Origin of the sequence: Chryseobacterium nepalense (genome assembly GCF_023195755.1) — a bacterium.
In the GTDB taxonomy this organism is placed as follows: Bacteria; Bacteroidota; Bacteroidia; order Flavobacteriales; family Weeksellaceae; genus Chryseobacterium; species Chryseobacterium nepalense.
This window is the reverse complement of sequence record NZ_CP096203.1, coordinates 2,150,040-2,175,294: the sequence shown is the minus strand read 5'-3', so window position 1 is coordinate 2,175,294 and position 25,255 is coordinate 2,150,040. Positions and strand designations below refer to the sequence as shown.

Here is a 25,255-nt window from a genome sequence, read left to right as displayed (position 1 = left end):
TTGACGGTAATATTTTGATTTTTAAATATTTAGGTTATGGTGCTGTTTTTTTTACTTCCTTATACCAAACATTTGTTAGTCTGTGGAGGCGGGTTTTTAGAATCTCAGATTAATTTCTCTACTTTTGCATATTATTATATATAGTATGAAAAAGGCATTGCTTTATTTTTTATTAGGAACGGTTTTAAGTTTTTTAATTAATTATTTTTTTTACAGCTCGGAAAACATCGGACTTGATGTTTACTATGCTGTTGCTTTTGGTTTCGCTTGGGGAATTGCTTATTATTTAGATACACCGGATTTTACTTTAGCCCAAAAATTAGGACTGTCTTTTGTAGCTATGGGAATTTTAGTTCTTGTTGGAACTTTAATTTTTAATCTTGAGCTGGCGATTCCTTCCATATTGAAATTCTCTACGGTTTTTGTGGCATATTACCTGATTGCCAGTTTCAGGGCCAATAAAACACTTCGTAATTAATGCATCATTCGGAAGCTTATATATACAAGTAAAAGGAGCATGCACAGCAGCGCAAAGAAATTGATGATAAATAAAGACATTCCTTTTACCACGCTTATACTTCTGGAATTTTCGTAGACTCTGTGATGGGCTATGAAAAAATAGATCAGCATATAAACGATAACAATGGTGTATACAAGAAAACTAATCACATTAAAAATGGTATAATCCGGAAGTAAGGATAAGAGTTCAGATAAAGAAATGAGGATAAGGATGCCCAGCAGTAAGAAGGAGAAATAGTGAAGTGTAAAAATTCCATTATCAAAAAACCACCATTTCTTTTTATTATGGAAAAGCCATAGGAAAAAAGCAAAAACAGGAAGATAAATAAATAGCGCTTTAGGTAATGTATGCACAACTGTTTCACTAAACTTATCAAAAATCTGTTCTTTATTAAGTCCCTGTTCCTGTAAATGAAATACTTTTTTTGCAAAAGGCCTCATGAAATCAAAAACAGATCGGTTATTGGCGTCTTTTGCGTATAACGAATCAAACTGCTTCATATTTGCAGCACCCAAAATACTTAGTTTGCCGTCTTTAGTTTCTCCTAAAGCATCTGTTTCAATATTATTTCCGTTGACTTCTGTTACTTTAAGATCATTAATTGCTCCCTGTGGGATCAACATGTTTTTATTTTCTTTGTTGACGCTGTCCAGTATTTTTGCAATTCTTTCCTTATTTGCTTTTTGCCTTTGAATTGTATTTATATTGTATACATTTTTTTCTTCCTGTTGCTCACCTGAAGAAGAAAATAGCGATGGCACAAAAAAAGTAATAAAACTTACAAAAATATACAGTTTTACAGGGGCAACATAGGCCTGTCTTTTTCCGGCAAGATATTCTTTGGTAAGTTTTCCGGGACGAAACAGCAGGTACTTAATTGTTTTCCAGAACTGCCCGTCGTAATGCGTAAAATCTTCAATAAAATGGGTGAAAAGATAATGAAACGGTTGTTTTGTCTCCGTATTTTCCTGTCCGCAGTGAGGGCAGAATCTTTCCCCAACAATGTGTCCGCAGTTCAGGCAGGTTTTATCTTCCCGGATTTTTCCGTGGCTCATAGTTTATTATGTTTATCGCAAATATAAATATTTCGTTAATATTATTTTTATATTGATAAGTTTTAAAGCAAATGTTTAAATAAAATTTAATAAATACAAATTAAATAAATAAGGAATTTATTCGGTTGTGTTCTGTTTTATATCTCAATAAAAATTATAATCATTATTCTTTGATGAACTTTTCTGACGATAGCCGATCATCATCTTGATAAGTAATAATATAGTTTCCCTGGCTTAAATTCTGTACAAAAACTTTATATTCATCACCGGTTGATAATATTTTGCAGCTCATTTTTCTTCCACTGGCATCTTTAATTTCCAGGTTCGATATTTTTTTAAATGTTTTAATGACCAGGATGTCTTTTACAGGATTAGGATAAATTTTAAGAACGGATTTCTGAGTTTCTAAGGTTGCCAGCGTAGTAATGCTGATTTTTTCTGTTTTTGTAGTCAGTCTTCCACATGCGTCGGTAGTAAGTTTTACATTGTAATCACCGGTATTTCCATATGTATGGGAAGGGTTTTCCATATTGGAAGTGCTGCCGTCTCCAAAATCCCATTGAAACATGGTAGCGTTACCGGATTGGTTATTAAACTGTACTGTATTTGAATTTAATAACTGGTAATCGAACCTTGAATTTGTGTCATGGAGATTAATATACCAGGTATCCATATGGTCAAAAACAATAGTCTTTACAGCATTTCTTACAATATTTGCCTCTGTTTGCAACAGATTACCGTCATAAGTTGATAAAGTAGGATCTTTTTTAAATATTGTTGTATAAAAAGTGTACGCAGCAATCATAGAACCGAGATAATTGGGATGAGACCCGTCGGCTTCATATAATTCTAGCGTAGGATGTTGCGTGCGGATATATCTCCAAACGCGGCCTACCGGTGATACAAGGCTCTCGGTTTCCAGCGCAGCCTGCATGTAGCGCTCGTAAATCTTGTCATCCATGCCTTCGTAAGTGCAAAGGTAAGAGATTGCGGTACAGTTTGGTGTATCTCCGTTTTTTCGTCCCCATGTCATATAGAAGATGGGATTGCCACAGGCATTTCTGCTCTTTATATTATTGGCAAGCTGAGTAGCAAACGGGAAAAATTCTGTCTGGACAAATGAAGTGGAAAATGCAGGTATTTGACTTTGCTCCTGTAATACCACGTAGTCCCAGTTTCCCTGGTTTATCGTATTTAAAACAGCATTGTCATTGGCGTGATCCTGTAAAGTAGATCCACCCGGAGTATAGCTTTGGTAATTAAGATAATCACCTGTGCTTCCTGCAATTTCACTAATGAGCTGGGGTAAATTATTTTGGGCGGTGTAACTGTTGCCGATAAAAAAAACATTTTTATTTATTTGGGCACAATAGGGTATAGTAATAAACAGAAAAAGGCATAATAATTTTTTCATCATGTAATCATTTGTTCTGTAAATATATTAAGTTTCATTTAATTTCAAAAAAAAATAACTTTAAGAATTTTCCCAGTTGATAATCTAATTCATTAAGAGCCTATAATTTATGGTTAAATGTTAAGTAATTTGGTTATATGTTTTTTGGATAAAAAAATAATTTGTACCTTTGCACACCCTTTTAGGGGAAATTATGTTTAATCTTTAACTAAAACGTGTGAATACATTAAGTTACAAAACTGTTTCAGCGAATAAAGCTACTGCTAATAAAGAATGGGTTGTGGTAGACGCTGAAGGACAGCCGTTAGGAAGACTAGCTTCTACGGTTGCAAAGATTTTGAGAGGTAAGCACAAAACAAATTATACACCTCACGTAGATTGTGGTGATAACGTAATTGTTTTGAACGCTGGGAAAGTAACTCTTTCCGGAAACAAGTGGAACGACAAGACTTATATCTGGCATACAGGTTATCCTGGTGGACAGAAGTCTATGACTGCGGCTGAACTTCAAAAGAAAGATTCTTTAAAAGTATTGGAAAAATCAGTAAAAGGGATGTTACCTAAAAACAGACTTGGAGCTGCAATTCTTAAGAACCTTTACTTATATGAAGGAACTGAGCACAAGCATGAAGCTCAACAGCCTAAAACAATTAATGTTAACGAATTTAAATAATTAATATGTCTACAGTTCACAAAATCGGAAGAAGAAAAACTTCTGTAGCAAGAGTTTACGTAAAGCCAGGAACTGGTAACATTACGGTAAACGGTAAAGATGCTAAAGAATACTTCTCTACAGATGTAATGGTTTACAAATTAAACCAACCATTTATCCTTTCTGAAACTGTTGGTCAGTACGACGTTACCGTAAACGTATTCGGTGGTGGAAATACAGGACAGGCAGAGGCTATCAGATTAGGTATTTCAAGAGCTTTATGCGAAATCAATGCTGAGTTCAGATTAGCTTTGAAACCAGCTGGTTTACTTACAAGAGACGCAAGAATGGTGGAAAGAAAGAAGCCAGGTCAGAAAAAAGCAAGAAAGAGATTCCAATTCTCAAAACGTTAAAAAAGCGTATGGCTATTGGCTTATGGCGGATAGCTTTAGAAAAATTTTTAAAAAATTATTTTTTAACCCAAAGCTGGGAAGCCAGTTGCCACAAGCAATAAGCCAACAGCAACTTTGCCCGTTACGTTTAGCATCCAAACGCTTCTCCCATCTAAAGAAGTTGTTGATTGTTTAAAAGACGGAAAGTAAACTAACAAAAACAGAAAACATGGCAAAAGCAAATGTAAAAGACCTTCTAGAGGCTGGCGTACACTTTGGTCACATGACCAGAAAGTGGAACCCAAATATGGCTCCATACATTTTTATGGAGAAAAATGGTATTCACATTGTAGACTTACATAAAACAGCAGTTAAATTGGATGAAGCTTGTAGTGCTTTGGAAAAATTAACTTCTGCAGGTAAAAAAGTTCTTTTCGTAGCTACTAAAAAGCAAGCGAAAGAAGTTGTTGCAAAACACGCTTCTGAACTTAATATGCCTTATATTACAGAAAGATGGCCGGGAGGTATGTTAACGAACTTCGTTACGATCAGAAAGGCTGTTAAAAAAATGAACTCCATCGACAAAATGAAAAAAGATGGTACGTTCGAAACTTTATCTAAAAAAGAAAGATTACAGGTAGACAGACAAAGAGCTAACCTTGAGAAGAACTTAGGTTCTATCGCTGACATGGTGAGACTTCCATCTGCTGTATTTGTAGTTGATATCTTGAGAGAGCATATCGCTGTAACTGAAGCTAAAAAATTAGGTATCCCAGTTTTCGGTATCGTTGATACCAACTCTGATCCTAGAAAAGTAGACTTCGTAATCCCAGGAAACGATGATGCTTCTAAATCTATCGACATGATCCTTAGCGTAGTTTCTGAAGCTATCAAAGAAGGTCAGTCTCAGAGAAAAGCTGATAAAGAAAAATCTAAAGAAGAAGGAGAAGTGGTATCTGCTGATAAAGATGCTGACTTTGACGGAGAATAATTAAGATTTTCTTACCATACAAAACCGCTGAATTCAAAGAATTCAGCGGTTTTTATTTTCAGCGTTTTCATTAGTTTGAAAGCTTTACTTCATAAGGGCCTGTTATAAATTTTGTTTTCTGGTAAACGGCATCACAGATCATCCCTGAAAGATTGTAATTCTGATTTTTAGGAACCAATACGGCTCCAATTTTATTTGCAGCTATAGGAACTTTTTTAAAGTAATTGTTTCCGCTTATTGTAAGAACCATATTGCAGCGGGAGTTATTTTCTACGGTAATAGCTGTTCTGGAATCATTGGAGGAATCATTAAGTAAATAAGTGAGTACTTCCGAGGTTTCAGATTTGTATGTTTTAATCAGAGCCTGGTATTCTCTTTCGGCCTGTGCCGCAGAAGTTGTGCTGCTTCCGGTAACGGATGGCTTTAAAACAGGTTTTCTTACTGGATAATTTGTATTTCCGCTACTTCCACAACTGTTCACCAGTAAAATGACCGCTGCTGAAACTGAAACGTACTTCTTCATAAAAATAAGGTTTGTAAGTACAAATGTAATCTTTTACTTTTTTTTATTATTTCCTCCGGCAGGTTCAGGGTTACTGATGGTTAAAAATATACTCTTGTTCAGGTCTTTTTGAGAGGAATAGACTACGTCACAGACATTTCCTTTTAATGTATAAAACCCTTTGTTGATTACAATAAAATTTTCACCTTTTGCGGGAACAGCCAGGTTATAAAAATCTTTTCCCTGAATTTTCAGAACCAGGTTACAATCTGATAGATTTTTAAACAACAGAATCACTTCTTTGCTGTTCACGTCTTCATTGAACATTGCATCAAGCAGCTTTACCGTCTTTTCTTTATGTTCTTTTGAAGTGGCGGAAATAAGGCGTTTAAACTCTTCAGCTTCTTCAGAATTAGGATTCTTGAGTGCAGCACTCGGTATTTCGCTGATAACAGGCCTTGCTTCCATGGGTTTGGCGTCCTTTTTTCCTTTAGTCCATTCAGCGTTTTTCAGTGCAATAAGTTTGGGTTTCAGAACACTTCTCTTAGGATCGTCCGGATGCGTTGTGGCCAGATAATTTTCAATTTCTTTGATATCGTTACTTTCTAAAATATTTTGTGAAGGTTTTGCGATACCGGTACTCTTACAGGATAGCAGGATACATAGCACAATGTAAATAATATTTTTTTTCATAACAGTTTTTGTGTTTTAAATACAAGTAAATATAAGGATATAAAATATATATCCTTAAAGCAGACCGTAAAAAATTTCAGCTATAGTCTTAGATTTCGATTGTTTTGTACGTCATTCTTTTCATCATCCTTTTGCTTTTAATTAATTTTAAATTTAATATATGTAATGGTTTTTCCTTTAGCAGAAAAAAGCTCTTCATAATAGGTTCTGATGTCTCTAAGGTGTAGAGTGCCAGGATCATACTCGGGAGCTCCATAAATATCATGATGAGCCGTAATGATTTCATATCCTGCCCCCTGCAAAAAGCCGAGTGTGTAGCCGTGAAGAAATTCGGAGTCTGTTTTTAAATGGATAATGCCACCGGGCTTCAGGAACTTTTTATATCTGTTTAAAAAATCCGGGTGGGTAAGCCTGTGCTTGGTACGCTTGTATTTAATCTGTGGATCCGGGAATGTAATCCATATTTCATCTACTTCATTTTCAGCGAAAAAATAATCTACAAGTTCAATCTGAGTTCTCAGAAATGCAACATTCTGCATGCCGTTTTCGTGTGCTTCTTTAGCACCAAACCAGAATCTTGCTCCTTTCACATCAATACCGATGAAGTTTTTTTCAGGAAATGCTTTTGCCAGTCCTACGGTATATTCTCCTTTACCACAGCCTAATTCAAGAACAATGGGATTTTCATTCTTGAAAAATTCTGTTCTCCACTTTCCTTTAAGGTTAAAGCCGTTCAGCGCTTCTTCTCTTGTCGGCTGAACGACATTCGGTAATATTTTGTTTTCCGCGAATCTTGCTAATTTATTCTTACCCATGAAATATTTATAAAATCCTGCAAAAATAGCAAAATTTATAAAAGCTTTCTTTAAATCCCATGAAATTATTTCTTGGCAGAACTTCCAAGAGCCACCATTAAAGGCTTCTGTATGGTTTTTTGTGATGCATACTGCGCTCCGCAGACGATACTTGTAAAAAGATAATCTCCTTTCTGTACAACAATGGAATTGTCTCCATGAGCAGGAACCGGAAGCCTGTATTTGGTAATACCTACTCCTTCCATTCTTACAATGATATTACAGTCGGATTTATTTTCAATCATAACAATGCATTCTTTAGCATTAGGATCATTATCAAAAAGTGAATTTAAAATTTTCACGGTTTTATTTTTATGTTCCACGGGATTTTCTCCCATCAGCATATTAAATTCCGAAGCTTCTGTATCGGGGATTGCAGCGGCAGATGGTGCAGAAGTAACGGAAGGCGCAATATAAACATTTTGAGGATTGCTAGGAGTGTATACAACCGCAGCCTGGCCTACCTGCAATTCTTTCTGGTATTTTGCAATCTGTTTTTTCTTTATATTGGCATTCATCTCTTCAAAAGATATTTTGGTAGAAGGCCGTCTTTTCAGCATTGCCAGCCAGTCCTGCATTTGCTTTACTTTAGTATCTCCGGGTTTTGCATTCTTAATGTAATCTTTCATCATTTCCATGACCCGCGGCTTGAGTACTGATCTTCTGGGATCATCAGGATGGGCATCTCGCAGAAAAGCATTGATTTCATAAATATTTTTGCTCTTTAAAATTTCACTGTAATCTTTTCCTTTCTTCTGAGCAGAAAAATTCACAAAAAAAATAGCGGCGAAAATTAAAAAAATCTTTTTCATTCATTAATATTAAAATTATTATTTGATATAGTGTCAGTTCATATAACGTAAAAAATTGTATTTTATATATAGCACTTACAGGTGATAAAATTAGAAAATAATCTGGCTAACACAAAAAAATGCATACTGAATCACAATATGCATTAGAATGTTGTATGTTATTTTACAATTTCCTGGAGATGCGAATTTCTGAGTCTTCGCTGGTAGATTGGCAGGTATTTTTCAATAGGGATTTTTATAGCCTCGAAATTTCCGGCCATAATATATGGTTCGATATTTTCTGAAGTATAGACGAACTGAAGGAAATTATCAATAAGATTTTCAGGAATTTTGAACTTTACAAAATAATCTTTCCCAAGGTAATTTTTAATTTGTGTTACAGAATTATTCATTCTTTCATATGCCAGATAGCGTTGCTTTTTCTTTCGCTCTCCGGAAAGGATATCGTATATACTTTCCAGGCTGAAGGTAAGTCCGCCATCTCTCAGCCCGGCAACCGGAAGCTGTGGAGGCGTACCGTCTCCTTTAGGTTCCGGAAGCCCAATTACTTTCTTTATAGCAAGCGCTTTGTCCTCTTTTCTTAAAGCATTTACATCATATCTGAGATTACCGGTTGGTTTGAATCTGTTGATTACCACTTCCTGAATGTCATAGTAAGCAATTCGTAACTCGATCAGGTTTTTCTGGGCAATCATTTGTGGTGTTAATCTGATGTCTTTTCTTTCCGTAACAATGGATGTAAAACGAATAACATCTCCTGCATTTGCTGAAATGATGAAATCCCCGTTATAATTACTGAGGACGGTTTTCTGAGTAGTAAGGTTGGTTACATATACCTGGTTGAGATATAGAACGGAGTTGTCTCTAAGAAAAACTTCGCCTGAAAACGACTGGGCGTTAATTTTTACCAGAAAAACCAACAGCAATAAGGTAAATAAATTCTTCATATAACTGAAGCAAAATTACGCAGAATTGTATCAATTTATACCTATTTTAGTAGTGAAACTGGTTAAAATTATATTAAACTTTAATGTGAAACTGTTAATAAATGTTATAAATAATTCTTATTTAGCTAAAATCAAATAAAAGTATTCTTTATTACTTCTAAAATTAATAATTTTTGACCAATAGCCAGCTTGTATATTTTACCGTGGTTGCACCTTTAGATTCGGTCCAGCTTAACAGATACCAGTAAGTTGCTGTGTTTATAGGTCTTCCGCCCTGAATTTTGCCATCCCAAATGAATCTGTTGGATTTGTCTCCCCTGAAAATTTCAGCACCATACCGGTCGAATATTCTGAAAACAATGTTTTCTTTATCCATTAATGCTGAATAATCAATAGAGTCATTATAACCATCCAGGTTTGGCGTAATGGTATTGATAAGATTAATCATGACAAAGGATTTTATCACGTCATCGCATCGGTTGGAATCACGAACATGGACAATCTGATTTCCACGCGGTACATTGGTAAAAACATTAGAGCTCTGCCAGTTTATTCCGTCTAAGGAATATTCATAAGGGGGAGTTCCTCCGCTCACACCGATGGTGACGGTGCTTCCATTTATCTCAATGCTGCCGATTACCGGAAGAACAGATTCTGTTACGGTTACATTCTGTCTGTAAGTACAGCCGTCAAAAGTAAGATCCACCCAATAATTACCCGGTCCTACATTGCTGATAGAAGGTGTTGTAGCGCCGGTACTCCATACATAACTGGTAAAGCCCGGTCCGGCATCCAAGATGGTTTTTGTTTGCGGACAAATCTCTTTACTCACTAAAATATCGGAATGCTTCGGTGTTTTTAGATTAATAGTAATTGAGGCTATGTTAGGACATATCCCAGGTTTTTCAAAACGTATATAGATGGTTTGTACCCCGGTAATATTAACCGGATTTGCAAGCGGCGAAGTATTATTCTGTGCATTCAATTGTGTTGCAAAAAAAGTAGGCGTTACTGCAGGATCTGGGGTAAATTGGCTAATGTAAGGCAATAAATCAATTAATTTGGAACCATCCAGATTATCATCACATATAGTTTCCAATAGAGTTGCATTTGTCAACGGGATTTTAGGTCCGATAATAAAATTAAGGGGTTTTACTACGGGTGCGCATCCGTCTGGTGAGTCTACTCTTATGTAAATCGTTGTTGGAGCTGTGTAAGACCAGTTATTCGGGAGGGTATTATTATTTCCGATATTGGCATCTGTTATATTTGCATAATATCTTACTAATGGAAAATAGGTAGGATTTGATAAAACAATAGGAGTGATGTTGGATAAAATAACCTCAACCGTACCATCAAGATTGCCATCACAGAATGTTCCTGTATAATTGTTAATGATGGTGGCATAAGTATATAGATTAAGGGTAATCTGCGCAATGTTTTTACATCCGAGATTATTTTTTACTACAGCATATATAACGGTTCCGTTTGCAGCAGTATAATTGGTTGGTGCTGTTATCTGAGCTGCCGGTGTTTCATTTTGGGCATCCGTCAGTGATGGATAGTATGTAATTGTTACCGGCGAATTACTGGTGACATTGGCAGATGTTAAATTAAATATTCCCTGTCCCGAGCCATTATTACAAGCAGTGATCGTAGCATTATTTACAATCACGGACTGAATATTCATCGTAACGGTTACGGTTTCACAGTCGGTGAATACCGGATCATTTCCGCAGAAAGTATAGGTAAAAGTATCTGTTGCTGCGGTTCCGGGATTCGTTGCCGTGTAGGTTATGACTCCGGTCGCCGGGTTTACGGTTGCTGTTCCCAGCGTTGGTGCGGTAAGGATAGATACGGTGGAAGCAACAGGTGCTTGGGATGAACTTGTGAAGGCGGGAGTAATTGTTTTGGAAGTACAAAGATCATAGGCTGCTGATGAAAGTTTTGTACAGTTTAATACCTTGAATTGTTCTGTTATCAGCGGAGCACAGCTTCCCATTGTAACGGAGCAGGTGTAGTATCCCGATTGGGTGGGAGATATTGACGGGCCAGTAGCGCCAGGGATTATATTTCCGTTGTTATACCATTGGTACGTATCATAAATAACAGGGTCCACCGTAAGAACAATACCGGGCGCACAGTCTCCTCCTGTTTTTAGGATAACCGGCTGTGTAGGGAATCCTGCAAAGAAACCACCGTACCCTACGGCATCACTCCCGGCGGTAATTCCTGCCGTAATCGCTTTGGAAGATACAATTGTTATAGTTCCTGTGGTGTTGGGAATTCCGTACGTAACCCAGTTATTGGTTCCCGTCATATTAAAAGGGCCTGTTGTAGCAGGCGGCGTAGCACCATTTACAGTAACTACGGCACCGCGTTCCGTGATAAGATTCAGCTTTGTGGGAACATTTAGAATTCCGGCTGGATTTCCGTTTGAAAACACAAAGTTTTCATCAATAAGACCAAGCTCGTTGATTTGTTTAGGTAAGTAGCAGTTGAGCGCGGGAATAAAGTTGAACCCTCCTGTTGCAACCTCGTTCCCTGCATTGCTTGCCCCGGCAAGAACCTGGTAGATATATGCATTCTTTGAAGTTCTGATGTAGAGATTATAATGTCCGTTTCCCTGTAGCTGATATTTTGAACCGGGAATCATGAAATACTGTCCGATGTTTAATGTAGCAATCGGGACTGTTTCATCATTAACGCGTACTTCAGTATTATCTTCAGTAGCAATTACAAGGGCTCCCTCCATATTCGAAGTAAGGCTTCCGTTACCCTTTACCAAAGCAAATTCGTTTCCGAGTCTTTCTACAGGAACAGCCTGATCCATAAGTATATCAGAGCTGGTGTCAAAATTTCCGGCATATTGTCCGTTAAAGTTACCGTTTGTAACATTTACAGGCTTGTTGGATACAATTTTAGCACCAATGAAACCATCAGAATTTCCATTTCCGGGAACATTTGCTATTCCATCGATAATGTATGATTGCCCTTTATTTAAAGTAAAACTTATTGTAGGATTGGTAATGCCGGTAGTTACATTAGAAAACTGTACACCGGGCTTATATCCTGATACGGTAACCGTTGTATTATCTTCTGTTGCAAGAATACTCGCCATGAAATTCAGGATGTTGTTATTTACCGTAATGGGAGCGCTCGCTGCATAAAATAGTTTCCCGGTAGAAGGTATGCCTTTAGAGGTTATAATTTCGGCATGATTAAACACCGAAAATCTGAGGTTGGCATAAAAGGGAAATTCTGCTTTTACATATAGGCCTTTTGTAGTAGTTGTAAAAAGATCAGTCTGTTGAGTCGTAATAATCATATCCCTCGGAATGTCAATTTTCTGGGGATTCCCTTTGCTGATTGTTACAGTGGCAATTATTGTATTGTTATTATATATATTTACGGGGAAAGGTGTGGTGCGGTTAGTGGAAAGATAAAGCCTCTGGAAAGGATTGGGATTTGCAGTTCTATCTACCATAGGGGCAAACCAGTGCTCTCTGTCCAATTGACCAAACAAAGAGCTTAAGAAATAAAATATAAATAAAATAGATAAAACTTTTTTCATTAAGTTGTTGCTTTTATTACAAATTTAATAATAAAATATAATTGTTTTATTTAAAATAGCAAAATAAACTGCTCAGGATCATGTTTTTTTAGTTATACATATATATTAAACAAAAGAGACCATCTCGAAAGACGGTCTCTTATTGAATTGTAATTGATAAATATCTATTCTCTGTTTTTTACCATAATCCATCCGGAATACTTAATTGGCGTATTCTTGCTATTAGGTTCATTCCAGCTTATATCAAACCAATAATTGCCTGTTGATACTTTTTTGCCTCCGATTGCACCATCCCATTGATAGCTGTTTGCTTTATTTCCTTCATGGATTTTACTTCCGTAACGGTCAAAAATATTAAACTTAAAATTCGGTTTGTAAGCCAGTGCCGAATAATCAAGAATATCATTTATCCCGTCTCCGTTAGGCGTGATGACGTTAATTAAATTCGGAACGGTAACTTCCACTGTAATGGGATCACAGCCATAATCATCCTTTACATAAAATACGGTATTACCTCGCGGAACATTTGTAAATACATTAGAATCCTGCCAGTTGATATTGTCTGATGAATAGCTGTAAGGTGCCGTTCCACCGATTGTGTTTACAGTAACAGTATTATTTGAAATTTCAATATTCGAAATAACCGGCTGTTCAGAAGGATATATTTTTACCTGTTGTCTTGTTACGCAGTCTCCGGTCTTCAGATCTACCCAATAGGTACCTACTGTCATATTATTGATTGACTGTGTTGTCGCTCCGTTGCTCCATTGATATCCGTCAAAGCCTGCTCCTGCATCTAATGTTGTCGTATCTTCCATACAAATGATTTTATCTTCAAGTACAGCTGAGTAGACAGGCGGAAGTACAACCAAGGTAACTTTCGCGATTCTGAAACATCCGTTAACATTGCTGACTTTTATGAAAACAACTCCGTTTGGCGCAATATAGTTATCTGGATTGAGGATTTCATTGGTTCCGTTCTGTGCATCGGTAGGGGATGGATAGTATTGTTTTACAACACCGGTAGTTCCTGTTACGGGAGCGGTTGTAAGGTTGAATAAGGCTGTTGCAGGATTTGATTCTATAAAGCACGATCTTAAAGTAGCATCGTTTACCGTCGGACTTTCAGAAACCGTTAAAGTTAAAGTAACTTGCTCGCAGTCTGTAAATTCGGGATCATTGCCACAGAATTTATAGACAATGGTATCTGTACCTGCAAATCCGAAATTCGGAGTATAGATAATCACTCCGTTCGGATCAATAACAGCTGTTCCGTTTGCCGGAGGTGTTACAATTGTTACCGTGCTGGCGACATATGTCTGTGCAGAGCTTGTGAATTCAGGAATAATAGCCTGGAATCCTTCACAAACAGTAATGCTTTTATTAGTTTCCTGAAGGCAGGTAAATACTTTATATATCGGTGTAGTAGCAGGCGCACAAGATCCCACCGTAATTCTTACGGTATAGTTTCCGGCGACTGTTGGTGTATAGCTGTTAGAGTTAGCACCTGGAATAGGGTTTCCGTTTAAAAACCACTGGTATGTTTCGTAGCTGTCATCAACTTCAAGAACAAGCCCTGGAATACAGTCTCCCGTTTGTTTTGCAATTAAAGGAATGGAAGAGAAGCCTGCAAAATAGCCCCCATATCCTGCTGTGCTGTATCCTCCGTTTACTCCTGCAGTTACTGCTTTTGTTGAGGTAACGGTTACGTTTCCTGTAATCCCGGTAATGGCGTAGGTAACCCATTGAGAGTTTCCAGTAAGGGAATAAGGTCCCTGCGCGGCAGTAGGAGTTACACCATTCACTGTTACGGCAGCTCCTGCTTCTGTTAAAATATTAAGTTTTAAATTGATGGCAGAAGTGATACCCGGCATCAGATTGATATTTCCGATTTCATCAATTTTTCTTGGAAGGAAACAGTTTAACGGCGGGATATAATTATATCCTCCGGTATTATTGGCAGAGCCTGCTCCTACCAACTGATACAGGTATACATTTTTTGTTGTTCTTACATACAGGTTAGAATGGCCTCCTCCCTGATCTTTATATTGATTGGCAAGAATCCTGTAATATTCTCCTTCATCAATCGTGGCAACAGGTGTTGTGGAATCATTCAAATAGATATCTGTGTCATTTTCGGTACCGATTATAATTCCGCCTTCCATATTGTTTGGGCTGGTAGAAATACTTTTTACCATCGCAAATTCATTGCCTAGACGATCTGTTGGAACAGACTGGTCCATAATAAGATCGGAGCCATCATTGCTACCTGTTGCATAGAAGCCATTCGAATTTCCGTTTGTTACGGAAATAGGTTTTGTTGCTTCTATTTTTGCTCCGATAAATCCTTCTCTGTTGGCTACTACGCCGCCGTTTCCGGTAAGAATATAAGACTGCCCTTTATTTAATGTAACGGTGAGTGTAAGTGGTGTAGGCGTCGGAATGTTGGCAAACTGTACATTCGGATCATATCCGGATATGGTAACGGTTGTGTTGTCTTCTGTTGCCATGATCCCTGTGGTGAAATTATACTGCGAGCCGGTAGTTGTAATAGGAGTGGCGGCAGCATAAAATTTTGTTCCGATTCCGGCCTTCCCTTTAGAGGTAATGATTTCTCCATGCGAACTTACTGCAGCCCTCAGGGAAACAAAATACGGACGGTCTCCCTTTGTATATACTCCCATATTATTAGGAACGCCTGCAGCAGAAATACTGGTGGTTCTTATGGTATTGGTATTGAGATTAAAAACCTGAGGTGCGCCTTTACTGATGGTAACAGTCCCGATAACAGCATTGTTATTGTAAATTTTAACTTCAAATGGAGTCGTGGAATCTGTTGACAAATATAACCCGTGGTTATAGGTGGAACTTGATACATCAAAATAAGGGGCAAACCAATGGTCTGTGTCTCTTTGCGCAAAAATTGTATTAATGCCAAAAAACATTAATACGAAAGATAATAGAAATCTTTTCATAGATAGGAATTAGGATTATTGCAAAAATAACAGAATATTTTAAAAATTAATTATATTATATTGAAAAACACTTTTAAAATCAATATTTATAAGCTGTAAAAAGCAGCTGGTATTTAAATAAAAAAGGACTGTCTTAAGACGGTCCCTTTTTTAATTATAATCATTTATATTAATCAATGTTTTTTACAAGTATCCAACCTGTATATTTTATCGGAGTTTTTTCTTTATTAGGTTCATTCCAGCTGATGTCAAACCAATAACTTCCAGTAGGTACTTTTCGGCCTACCATGGTTCCGTCCCATTTGTAGCTGTTTGTTTTATTTCCTTCATGGATCTTACTTCCGTAACGGTCAAAAATACTGAATTTAAAATCCGGTTTGTAAGCCAGTGCCGAATAATCAAGAATATCATTTATCCCATCTCCGTTAGGCGTGATGACATTCACTAAATTCGGAATGGTAACTTCTGTGGAAATAGGCGTGCATCCGTAATCGTCTTTTATATAAAAAACCAGACCTCCCCTCGGTATATTTGTGAATACATTAGAATCCTGCCAGTTGATGTTGTCGGTTGAGTATTTGTATGGTTCCGTTCCTCCGATGGCGTGTATGGTAACGGTATTATTTGATAGTTCGATATTTGAGATAACCGGCTGTTCGGACGGGTATACTTTTACGTTTTGTCTTGTGACGCATTCTCCGGTCTTCAGGTCTACCCAATACGTACCCACTGTCACATTATTGATCGATTGCGTTGTCGCTCCTGTGCTCCATTGATACCCGTCAAATCCTGGTCCTGCGTCGAGTGTTGTAGTCTTTTCCATGCAAATAATTTTGTCTTTCAAAATATCAGAATGCGCAGGAGGAAGTACAACCAGCGTTATTTTCGCAATTCTGAAACATAAGCTCGTTATACTTACTTTTACAAAGACAACTCCGTTTGGAGCAATGTATGCAGCGGGATTAAGAATTTCATTCGTTCCGTTTTGTGCATCGGTAATAGATGGGTAATATTTTTTTGTAACTCCCTGGCTTGAAGTTACAGGAGCCGTCGCCAGGTTGAATGAAGCCGTCGAAGGATTGGAGATTAATGAACATGATCTTAAAATAACATCGTTTGCCGTTGGACTTGCTGAAACTGTTAAGTTTAGAGTTACCTGTTCACAGTCTGGAAATTCCGGATCATTTCCGCAGAATTTATAAACAATGGTGTCGTTTCCTAAAAATCCTGGGTTTGGTGTATAAATAATTGCTCCGTTAGGATTAATCACTGCCGTTCCGTTTACAGGCGGTGTTATAATGATTACCGTATTGGGAACATAAGTCTGTGTAGAATTGGTAAATTCAGGGATAATGGTGTGGAAGGCTTCACACAGGATCATGCTTTTTGTTGTTTGCTGTAAGCACTTATACGCCTTATATACCGGTGTTATTGCCGGAGTACAAGAGCCCATCGTAACTTTTACGGTATAGTTTCCGGAAACTGTAGGTGTATAGCTGTAGGAATTGGCTCCCGAAACAGGAACTCCGTTTCGGTACCACTGATAGGTGTTATAGCTGTCCGCAACTTCCAGTATTAGTCCGGGAATACAGTCTCCCGTTTTTTTTGTAATTAACGGAATAGAAGAGAAGCCTGCAAAATATCCTCCATATCCTGCGGTACTATATCCCCCGTTTACTCCTGCAGTTACGGCTTTTGTTGAGGTAACGGTTACGTTTCCTGTAATTCCTGGAATGGCGTAGGTGACCCATTGAGAATTTCCGGTAAGGGGATAAGGTCCCTGTGCGGCAGTAGGTGTCACACCGTTTACAGTAACAGCAGCTCCTGCTTCTGTCAAAATATTAAGTTTCAGATTGATGGCAGATGTGATATATGGCATCTGATTGATATTTCCAATTTCATCAATTTTTCTTGGAAGAAAACAGTTCAACGGTGGTATATAATTATATCCGCCGGTATTATTAGCTGCTCCTGCTCCCACCAACTGATACAGATACACATTCTTTGTCGTTCTTACATACAGATTAAAATGTCCTCCTCCCTGATTTTTATATTGATTGGCAAGAATCCTGTAATAGTCTCCTTCATTAATGGTAGCAACAGGTGTCGTAGAATCATTCAGATAGATATCGGTGCCATTTTCGGTGCCAATTATAATTCCTCCTTCCATGTTTGCAGTGCTGGTAGAAATACTTTTTACCATGGCAAATTCATTGCCGAGGCGTTCTGTAGGAACGGACTGATCCATAATAAGATCAGAGCCGTCAACGGTTCCCGTGGCATAGAAACCATTCGCATTTCCATTTGTTACACATACTGGTTTGGTTGATTCTATCTTCGCTCCGATAAATCCTTCTTTATTAGCGGGCACATCGGTATTCCCGGTAAGAATATAAGATTGTCCTTTATTTAATGTAACAGTGAGTGTAGAGGGTGTGGGAGTAGGGATGTTTGTAAATTGTACGTTAGGATCGTACCCGGATACGGTAACAACCGTGTTGTTCTCTGTAGCCATGATCCCTGTTGTAAAATTATATAAGCTACCAGTTGCTGTAAGAGGAGCGGCTGCTGCATAGAATTTAGTGCCAATCCCTGCCTTGCCCTTAGAGGTAATGATTTCGCCATGCGAAATTATAGCGACTCTTAATGATACAAAATAGGGTTTGTCGCCTTTTGTGTAAAGTCCCACATTAATAGGAACTCCGGCATTGGATGTTCCTACGACTCTTATTTTACTAAAATGTAAATTGAAAACCTGTGGCGACCCTTTGCTGATCGTTACTGTGCCGATAATGTCATTATGACTATAAATCTTTACTTCGAATGGAACTACGGAGTCTGTAGAGAAATATAATGCATGTTTATAGCTCGAACCTGTTTTATCAAAATACGGTGCAAACCAATGCTCAGTATCTTTTTGAGCAAAGGTAATATTAATGCCAAAGAGCAATAATAAAAAGGCAAATAAATTTTTTTTCATAACAAGTAAATTAAGACTAATGCAAAAATAAAACATTATTTTAATATAATCCTTATAAAAAATAGAAAAAAACTATATAATTGATACCACAATATTGATATAATTGTTAAATTCGTTATTGCAATTGATTGATAATAAATAGTACTACATCAAAGTCATTAATATTTTTGTATATTGCAAAATTTTTTTGGAAATAAGTGGGATCTTTCACCGTTAATTAGCAGTTAATTTTAAATAAAAAAGGCTGTCTCAAGGACAGCCAATAATATATGTATTTGGTATTTATCAGTCTATATTTTTCACTAATATCCAACCTGTATATTTAACTGGAGTTTTTTCTTTATTAGGTTCATTCCAATTAATATGATACCAGTATGTTCCGGTTATCAATTTTTTATCATAATGCTTCCCGTCCCATTTGTAATTATTGAATTTATCTCCTGTGAATATCTTATTTCCATATCTGTCGTAAACAACAAATGAAAGATTGTCTTTGTAAGAAAGTTCGCTATAATCGATAAAGTCATTTTTATTATCGCCGTTAGGGGTAATGGCATTAATAAGGTTTGGTACGGTTATCTCAACAGAAACCGGTGTACAGTTGTATGCATCTTTTACATAGAACACATGCTGTCCTCTTGTAAGTCCGGTGAATACATTGGAATCCTGCCAGTTGGTTGGCGAATCCACGGCATATTGATAAGGCCCTTTACCTCCTGTTACATGAACAGTTACCGTATTATTTGATATTTCAATTTCACTAATAACCGGAGTATCTGCTTTTTTCACGTATACCATCTGTTTTACAAAGCATCCGTTATCTTCAAGGATTACCCAGTATTCACCTACGGAAACACCTTCCAGTACCTGTGTGGTTGCTCCGGTATTCCATTCATAAGAAGCATATCCCGGTCCGGCGTCAAGATTGGTTCTTCCGTCGATACAAATAATTTTATCAGTAAGAATCGCAGATCTTTTCGGAGGAATAACTTTCAGATTAACCTTAGCAATAGAATAACACTGATTACTATTGTAAACTCTCACATAGGCAGTCCCGTTTCCGGAGATATAAGTGTCTGCGTTCAGGATTTCGTTGGTTCCGTTACTTGCATCCACAAATGTAGGATAATACTTTTTCGTAACCGGACTTTCTGTTGTTACGCTGGCAATAGTAAGATCAAATTTTGCCTTACCTTCATCAGTTTCAAGGAAACACTCACTTAAAGTTGCTTCTGTTACTACAGGCGAAGGGAAGAATGCTAGTGTTATTTTGGCATTTCCAACACAACCTTCATTAGTAGTTACCTGTACGTATACAAATCCTTCCGCCGAAAAATAATTGGTTGGATTAGTGATCAGGTTGGTTCCTGCATTAAGATCTGCCAGCGTAGGGTAGAATTTCTTGGTGACAGGATTGTATAATGTTACAATAGCTGTTGTCAGATCAAAGAATCCTTTTCCGTTATATTGGCATGCTTTAATGGTGGTATCGGTTAAAATGAAAGGAACAACATTTAGATTTAAAGTTACATGTTCACAATCAATAAATTCAGTAGCGTTACCGCAGAACTGATAAACAATAGTGTCCGCACCTAAATAGCCTGGATTCGGAATGTAGGTGATTTGCCCTGTTGAAGGGTTCAGTGTTGCTGTTCCGTGTGAAGGATAAGTAAGAATAGTTACAGTGCTTGCCACAGGAGTCTGTGTTGTGTTGAATGAAAATGCAGGTGTAATTACTTTAGTAGCACATACATTGAGGCTGGTTGTCGTATTGGTTACACATGAGAACACCTTGTAAATAGGAGTGGTTACGGGAGGACAAGTTCCCATTGTCACTTTTACCGTATAATTTCCTGCCTGAGTCGGAGTATATACATTTTGCGTAGCACCCGGAATTGCGACATCATTTAAAAACCACTGATAGGTCTCAAAACTATCATCAACTTCAAGAACAATTCCCGGAACACAGTCTCCGGTTTGTTTGGCAATTACCGGAACAGATGAAAACCCTGCAAAATATCCTCCATATCCAACAACTCCGCTTCCTCCTGCAATACCTGCTGTTACTGCTTTTGTAGAGTTTACCGTAATATTACCGGATAGTCCTGCAATGGAGTAGGATACCCATGCTGAAGTTCCCTGCACAGGATATGGACCCTGTGCCGCAGTTGGTGTAACCGGAGCTCCGGCTCCGACGGTATAGGTAACAGTAGCTCCTGCTTCTGTAAGTATATTTAATTTAATATCATTTGAAACGCCATTCAGGTCATTGATTAAAGCAATCTCATCAATCTTTCGCGGTAAGAAGCAGTTCAAAGGCGGAATATAATTATATCCTAAAGTTGCAATACTGGTTGCTAAACCTGCAAGAAGCTGGTAAACATATACATTTTTAGAAGTTTTAATGTACATGTTATAATGTTCGTTACCCTGATTGATATAATTAACGTTGTTGGCGGGAGCTCCGGCATTGGGACCGTTTACTCTGTAAAATTGTCCCTCATTAAGGGTTGCTACTACCGGGCCGCCGTTGATGCGTACTTCTGTGTTGTTTTCAGTAGCAATGATCAGGGCGTCTTCCATCTGGGCGGAAACGTTACCATTTCCCTTTACCAAAACAAATTCATTTCCTAATCGTTCTACCGGAACGGATTGGTCCATAATGATATCCGAGCTTCCTCCTACAGCTCCCCATGCAAACTGGCCGTTAAAGTTACCATTGGTTACGGATACAGGCTTGTCGGCTTCAATTTTTGCCCCAATGAATCCGGTGGCATTTCCGGACTGGTTTCCTACTCCTTCGATAATATAAGATTGTCCTTTATTAAGGGTAAAAGACATAGATGGAGTGGTAGCTCCCGTAGTGCCGTTTGAAAATACAACACTTGGAGAATATCCTGAAACGGTAACAACCGTATTGTTTTCTGTTGCAAGGATTCCCGTCGTGAAGTTGTAAATACCTCCTCCGCTGATATCCGTGATCGGTGCAGCTGCTGCATAAAACTTTTTACCGATTCCGGCTTTTCCTTTAGAGGTTATAACTTCGCCGTGACTTGGAACCGAAATTCTAAAATTGGCATAATAAGGTTTGGAGCCTTTTGTGTAAATGCCCTTAGTGATCGGTGTGAAGGCATCGGCCTGGAGTGATGTAACGATATTCGAGTTTCCGGCGGTTATAGGAAGATTGTATATTACAGGACTTCCTTTAACAATATTCACGGTAGCAATTACGGTGTTGTTATTGTAAATATCCACATCAAAAGGAACCGTGGAATCGGTAGAGAAATAAATGGATTGGCTGTTTGCACCACCGGTTAAACCTGTTTTGTTTTTCATCGGTGCAAACCAATGTTCCGTATCTCTCTGTGCAAAAAAAGTATTAACTGCAAAAAGCATTAATACGAAAGATAATAGAAATCTTTTCATATGGTATGGATTATGATTTCTACAAAAATAAACTATTATTCAATATATTGTTAAAAAAACATTAAAAAGTTGTTTTTATTCACGATTTTTAATTAAAAGCCATCCGGAATAGGAAACCGGTAATTTTGTGTCAGGCTCCGTCCATTTCAGCACGTACCAATAAGTTCCCGTAGACAATGGTCTCCCGTTCACCTTTCCATCCCAGATATAATTTTTATCAGAAGACTTGTAGACAGGAGCTCCATAGCGGTCTACAACTTCTATGGAAACATTTTGTTTAATTTTAAGATCTGAATAATTCAGAACATCATTAATCCCGTCTCCATTTGGGGTAATTGCATTGATCAGGTTTAAAACTAAAAACTCTTTTATAACGGGAGAGCATTGGTCTGCACCCAGAACATAAGCGGTGTGTAAGCCTCTTGATAAGCCTGTAAATATATTAGAAGTCTGATAATCAATTCCGTTTAAAGAATATTCATAGGGAGGTGTTCCGCCGGAAACGGAAACTGTTGCATTGTAACCTGATACTTCAATTTTAGTAATTGTTGGAGAGGCTGAAGTGGTCACATTTACCGTCTGACGGTATATACACCCGTTGAATTCGAGATCTACATAGTAGCTTCCCGTGCCCACATTTACGGTTTGTGTTGTTGCACCTGTACTCCATTTGTAAGAGGTAAAGCCGGGACCCGCATCTAAGATAACTTTTTCTCCATCACAGACAATTTGATCTTTCAGAACATCAGATTTTTTCGGAGCTTTTAAAAGTATTGTTAAAACACCTGTGATTGGGCACTCTGTTGCGCTCGTAAATCTTATATAAAAGATAGTTGAAGATGCGGTAATAACCTGTGCTGGAGATATAGAATTAGTTCCGGCCTGTGCATTGGCTAACGTAGTGTGGAATGTTAGGGTTACACCTGCATTATTGGTAAACAGGTTTTTATAATCATTTAAATTTACACTTTCGGAGCCATTAATGTCATTATCACAGATGTCTGTGTTTGCTGAAGTAGCCAGTAATGTAATTCTGTTGCCTATTTTAAAATTTATCTGTCCGAAAGCAGGCGGGCAGTTTCCTGTAACTGCATCTACACGAACATATACTGTTGTATTGGCCGTATAACTCCAGTTGGCTGGTAAATTATTGGTATTTCCTGCATTGGCGTCTGTCTGCTGAAGATAATATCTTACGTTAATGACAGCAGGATTGGTTACAATTGCGGAGGTAACTGTTGTAAAATTTACATTCACAATTCCGTCAAAATTATCATCACATAGTGTTGCATTGAAATTTCCAGTATTTACAGAAGGTGAAGGATTAGTTGTTAACGTGATTTGTGCAGTTTTTGTGCATCCGTACTGAGAGGTAACGTTGGCATAAACTGTTCCTGCGGGGCTGTTATAATTTGCAGGATTAGCTATCGGGGTGCCGGTTAATGCTGCATTGGTAAAATACTGAACTGTAGTTCCGGAATCCGGAGTAACGTTTACTGAGGTAAGATCAAATATTCCGTTTCCGTTTGAATCAGTACACGATGTTAATAATCCGTTTGACGTTTGTAAAACATCTATATTGATAATAATTTTAAAATATTCAAAATCAGCAGGATTTCCGTTGCCTTCAGCATAGTAAATAAAGCTATCTGTGGTGTCTGCCGTAAGACCTGGATTAGGTGTATAGGTGATTTGCCCTGTTACAGGATTTACGGTTGCTGTTCCTGAAGTTGGTGCCAGAATAATACTTGTATTGGCAGGCACTATCGTCTGAGCCGATGTTGTAAAAGCAGGAGAAATAACTTTGGTATTGCATGAACCGATATTATAGGTTGTTGTCGTAATGGGTGGACACAGCGTGTAATTGTAGCCGGTAGTTAATTTTGACTCACAGTTATTTTTAGTAACGAGGCAGGTGTATGTTCCTGCTCCATATAATTCTGGGTTAATAGAATATGAGGTTGCACCCGGAATAGGATTTCCGTTGAGGTACCATTGATAAGCATCATAGGTGTTGTCTACCTGCAAAAGAATTCCCAGATAGCAGTCGCCGGTTTTTGAAATAACGGGCACTGAAGAAAATCCGGCAAAATAACCACCATATCCTACGGCGCCACTACCGGCAGCAATTCCTGCTGTAACAGATTTAGTGGAATTTACCGTAATGGTTCCTGAAACGCTTGGAATAGAATAGGTTACCCAGTTTGGGTTACCGTTCACAGGAACAGGACCGTATATCGCATTGATGGCGTTTCCGTTTAAAGTGACATTGGCGCCGGTTTGGGTAATGATGTTGAGCCTTGTGCTGTATGCCTGGTTTCCGATTTTATTAATAAAACCGATCTCATCAATTTTATTGGGAAGGAAACAGCTTAAAGGCGGAATAAAATTCATTCCTCCGGTAGGAAACTCGTTTCCGCCGGAAACTCCTGCCAAAAATTGATATACATAAGCATTTTTACTGGTGGAAATTCCCATATTATATATTCCGTTTCCCTGATTGATGTAATTGCTGCTCGGGATCATGTAATATTGTCCTTCATTTAGAGTGATCCCTAAATTGACTCCATTAACCGTAATTTGGGTGTTGTTTTCTGTGGCAATTACCATTGCCGACTCCATTGGTGAGTTTCCGGAGCCGTTACCTTTTACTACTACGAAATCTTTTCCAAGCCTGTCTACCGGCACTGCCTGGTCCATCAGGATGTCATTATTGGTAAGGCCGTTCGCGGGATAATGCATTCCGTTAAAATTTCCATTCGTCACGGAAATTGGTTTTGTGGCTACTATTTTGGCACCAATCAGTCCGTCAAGATTAAAAGGGCTGTCTGCGGCACGTACATCCATAATATAGGATTGTCCCTTATTTAGTGTGAAAGTCTTTGTGGGGGTGGAAGAACCATCGGAAAAAATAACGTTTGGATTATATCCGGAAACGATTACTGCTGTATTGTCTTCGGTGGCTGTAATACCTATTGTCGAACTGATGATGGGCACGCTTATATTCGGAGAATCACTGTTATTCGGAGCCATCCCTGCATAAAAAGTAGTTCCCAGTCCAGCCAATCCTTTGGATGTGATAATTTCTGCGTGATTCTGAAGAGAAAATCTGTAATTCGCAAAAAACTTTTTAGGTCCTTTCACATACATTCCCATAGAGTTAGGGATGAAAAGGTCCTGCTGATCAGTGGTGATGAGAAAAGAATCCGGAATTGTTACTTCCACAGGGTTACCTTTGCTTACCTGTACTGTTGTATATAATGTATTGTCATTGAAAATCTGAACATTAAAGGGAGTTGTCTCGTTTGTAGAAAGATATAGGTAACCTTGCAGTGCGCTGTTTCCGACTTTTGATGCCATAGGAGCAAACCAGTGGTCCGTATCAAGCTGTGCATTGCATAATAAACAAAAAAAAGTACAAATAGTTAGTAGAAGTTTTTTCATTTTTGTCAATAAGGGATGCAAATG

The 25,255-nt window shown here is 38.0% G+C and carries 16 protein-coding genes; 4 read left to right on the top strand and 12 right to left on the bottom strand.

The annotated features are described in order from the left end of the window. The first annotated feature begins 145 nt into the window (after window positions 1–145). Window positions 146–478: a hypothetical protein gene (locus M0D58_RS09425; RefSeq protein WP_248388675.1), complete on the top strand. Its 333-nt coding sequence runs from the start codon at window positions 146–148 to the stop codon at window positions 476–478. On the opposite strand, the gene M0D58_RS09420 is transcribed toward M0D58_RS09425, so the two are convergent. Together M0D58_RS09420 and M0D58_RS09415 are read right to left on the bottom strand one after the other, a co-directional pair. Further along, entirely contained in the window at window positions 475–1,575 is a 1,101-nt protein-coding gene (locus M0D58_RS09420; protein WP_248388673.1) for a DUF3667 domain-containing protein, read from the bottom strand. The two genes, M0D58_RS09425 and M0D58_RS09420, sit on opposite strands and share 4 nt — an antisense overlap. A 163-nt stretch (window positions 1,576–1,738) precedes the next feature. Further along, window positions 1,739–2,992 carry a PKD domain-containing protein gene (locus tag M0D58_RS09415; RefSeq protein WP_248388671.1) on the bottom strand — a complete coding sequence of 418 codons (1,254 nt, stop codon included), beginning with the start codon at window positions 2,990–2,992 and terminating at the stop codon, window positions 1,739–1,741. 214 nt (window positions 2,993–3,206) lie between these two features. Here M0D58_RS09415 and rplM point away from each other — a divergent pair, with 214 nt between their 5' ends. The 3 genes from rplM (at window position 3,207) to rpsB (ending at window position 5,024) form a co-directional block, all read left to right on the top strand. After that, a complete protein-coding gene (gene rplM, locus M0D58_RS09410; protein ID WP_027381190.1) occupies window positions 3,207–3,662 on the top strand; it encodes a 50S ribosomal protein L13 in 456 nt (151 codons plus the stop codon). A gap of 5 nt (window positions 3,663–3,667) precedes the next feature. Beyond that, entirely contained in the window at window positions 3,668–4,054 is a 387-nt protein-coding gene (gene rpsI, locus M0D58_RS09405; protein ID WP_072883409.1) for a 30S ribosomal protein S9, read from the top strand. Between the two features lie 208 nt (window positions 4,055–4,262). Further along, window positions 4,263–5,024, top strand: coding sequence for a 30S ribosomal protein S2 (gene rpsB / locus M0D58_RS09400; protein ID WP_029295347.1), 762 nt, complete (start codon window positions 4,263–4,265; stop codon window positions 5,022–5,024). A 70-nt stretch (window positions 5,025–5,094) separates the two neighbouring features. Here rpsB and M0D58_RS09395 read toward each other — a convergent pair whose 3' ends face one another. The 10 genes from M0D58_RS09395 to M0D58_RS09350 all read right to left on the bottom strand — a co-directional run bounded on the left by M0D58_RS09395 (window position 5,095) and on the right by M0D58_RS09350 (window position 25,231). Next, window positions 5,095–5,547: a DUF6759 domain-containing protein gene (locus tag M0D58_RS09395; protein ID WP_248388669.1), complete on the bottom strand. Its 453-nt coding sequence runs from the start codon at window positions 5,545–5,547 to the stop codon at window positions 5,095–5,097. A gap of 33 nt (window positions 5,548–5,580) precedes the next feature. Then, on the bottom strand, window positions 5,581–6,219 hold the full coding sequence (locus M0D58_RS09390) for a DUF6759 domain-containing protein (protein WP_248388667.1): 639 nt from the start codon (window positions 6,217–6,219) through the stop codon (window positions 5,581–5,583). 137 nt (window positions 6,220–6,356) lie between these two features. Further along, window positions 6,357–7,034 carry a tRNA (guanosine(46)-N7)-methyltransferase TrmB gene (gene trmB, locus M0D58_RS09385; protein ID WP_072883412.1) on the bottom strand — a complete coding sequence of 226 codons (678 nt, stop codon included), beginning with the start codon at window positions 7,032–7,034 and terminating at the stop codon, window positions 6,357–6,359. Window positions 7,035–7,099: 65 nt separating this feature from the next. Then, window positions 7,100–7,885 carry a DUF6759 domain-containing protein gene (locus M0D58_RS09380; protein WP_248388665.1) on the bottom strand — a complete coding sequence of 262 codons (786 nt, stop codon included), beginning with the start codon at window positions 7,883–7,885 and terminating at the stop codon, window positions 7,100–7,102. 158 nt (window positions 7,886–8,043) lie between these two features. Next, window positions 8,044–8,832, bottom strand: a complete 789-nt coding sequence (locus tag M0D58_RS09375; protein WP_248388664.1) for a hypothetical protein — start codon at window positions 8,830–8,832, stop codon at window positions 8,044–8,046. A gap of 163 nt (window positions 8,833–8,995) precedes the next feature. Continuing rightward, entirely contained in the window at window positions 8,996–12,406 is a 3,411-nt protein-coding gene (locus M0D58_RS09370; protein ID WP_248388662.1) for a T9SS type B sorting domain-containing protein, read from the bottom strand. A gap of 164 nt (window positions 12,407–12,570) precedes the next feature. Next, on the bottom strand, window positions 12,571–15,381 hold the full coding sequence (locus M0D58_RS09365; protein ID WP_248388660.1) for a T9SS type B sorting domain-containing protein: 2,811 nt from the start codon (window positions 15,379–15,381) through the stop codon (window positions 12,571–12,573). A 169-nt stretch (window positions 15,382–15,550) separates the two neighbouring features. Next, window positions 15,551–18,361 carry a T9SS type B sorting domain-containing protein gene (locus M0D58_RS09360; RefSeq protein WP_248388657.1) on the bottom strand — a complete coding sequence of 937 codons (2,811 nt, stop codon included), beginning with the start codon at window positions 18,359–18,361 and terminating at the stop codon, window positions 15,551–15,553. 285 nt (window positions 18,362–18,646) lie between these two features. Further along, entirely contained in the window at window positions 18,647–21,787 is a 3,141-nt protein-coding gene (locus M0D58_RS09355) for a T9SS type B sorting domain-containing protein (protein WP_248388655.1), read from the bottom strand. 75 nt (window positions 21,788–21,862) lie between these two features. Continuing rightward, on the bottom strand, window positions 21,863–25,231 hold the full coding sequence (locus M0D58_RS09350) for a T9SS type B sorting domain-containing protein (protein WP_248388653.1): 3,369 nt from the start codon (window positions 25,229–25,231) through the stop codon (window positions 21,863–21,865). Between the last annotated feature and the right edge of the window lie 24 nt (window positions 25,232–25,255).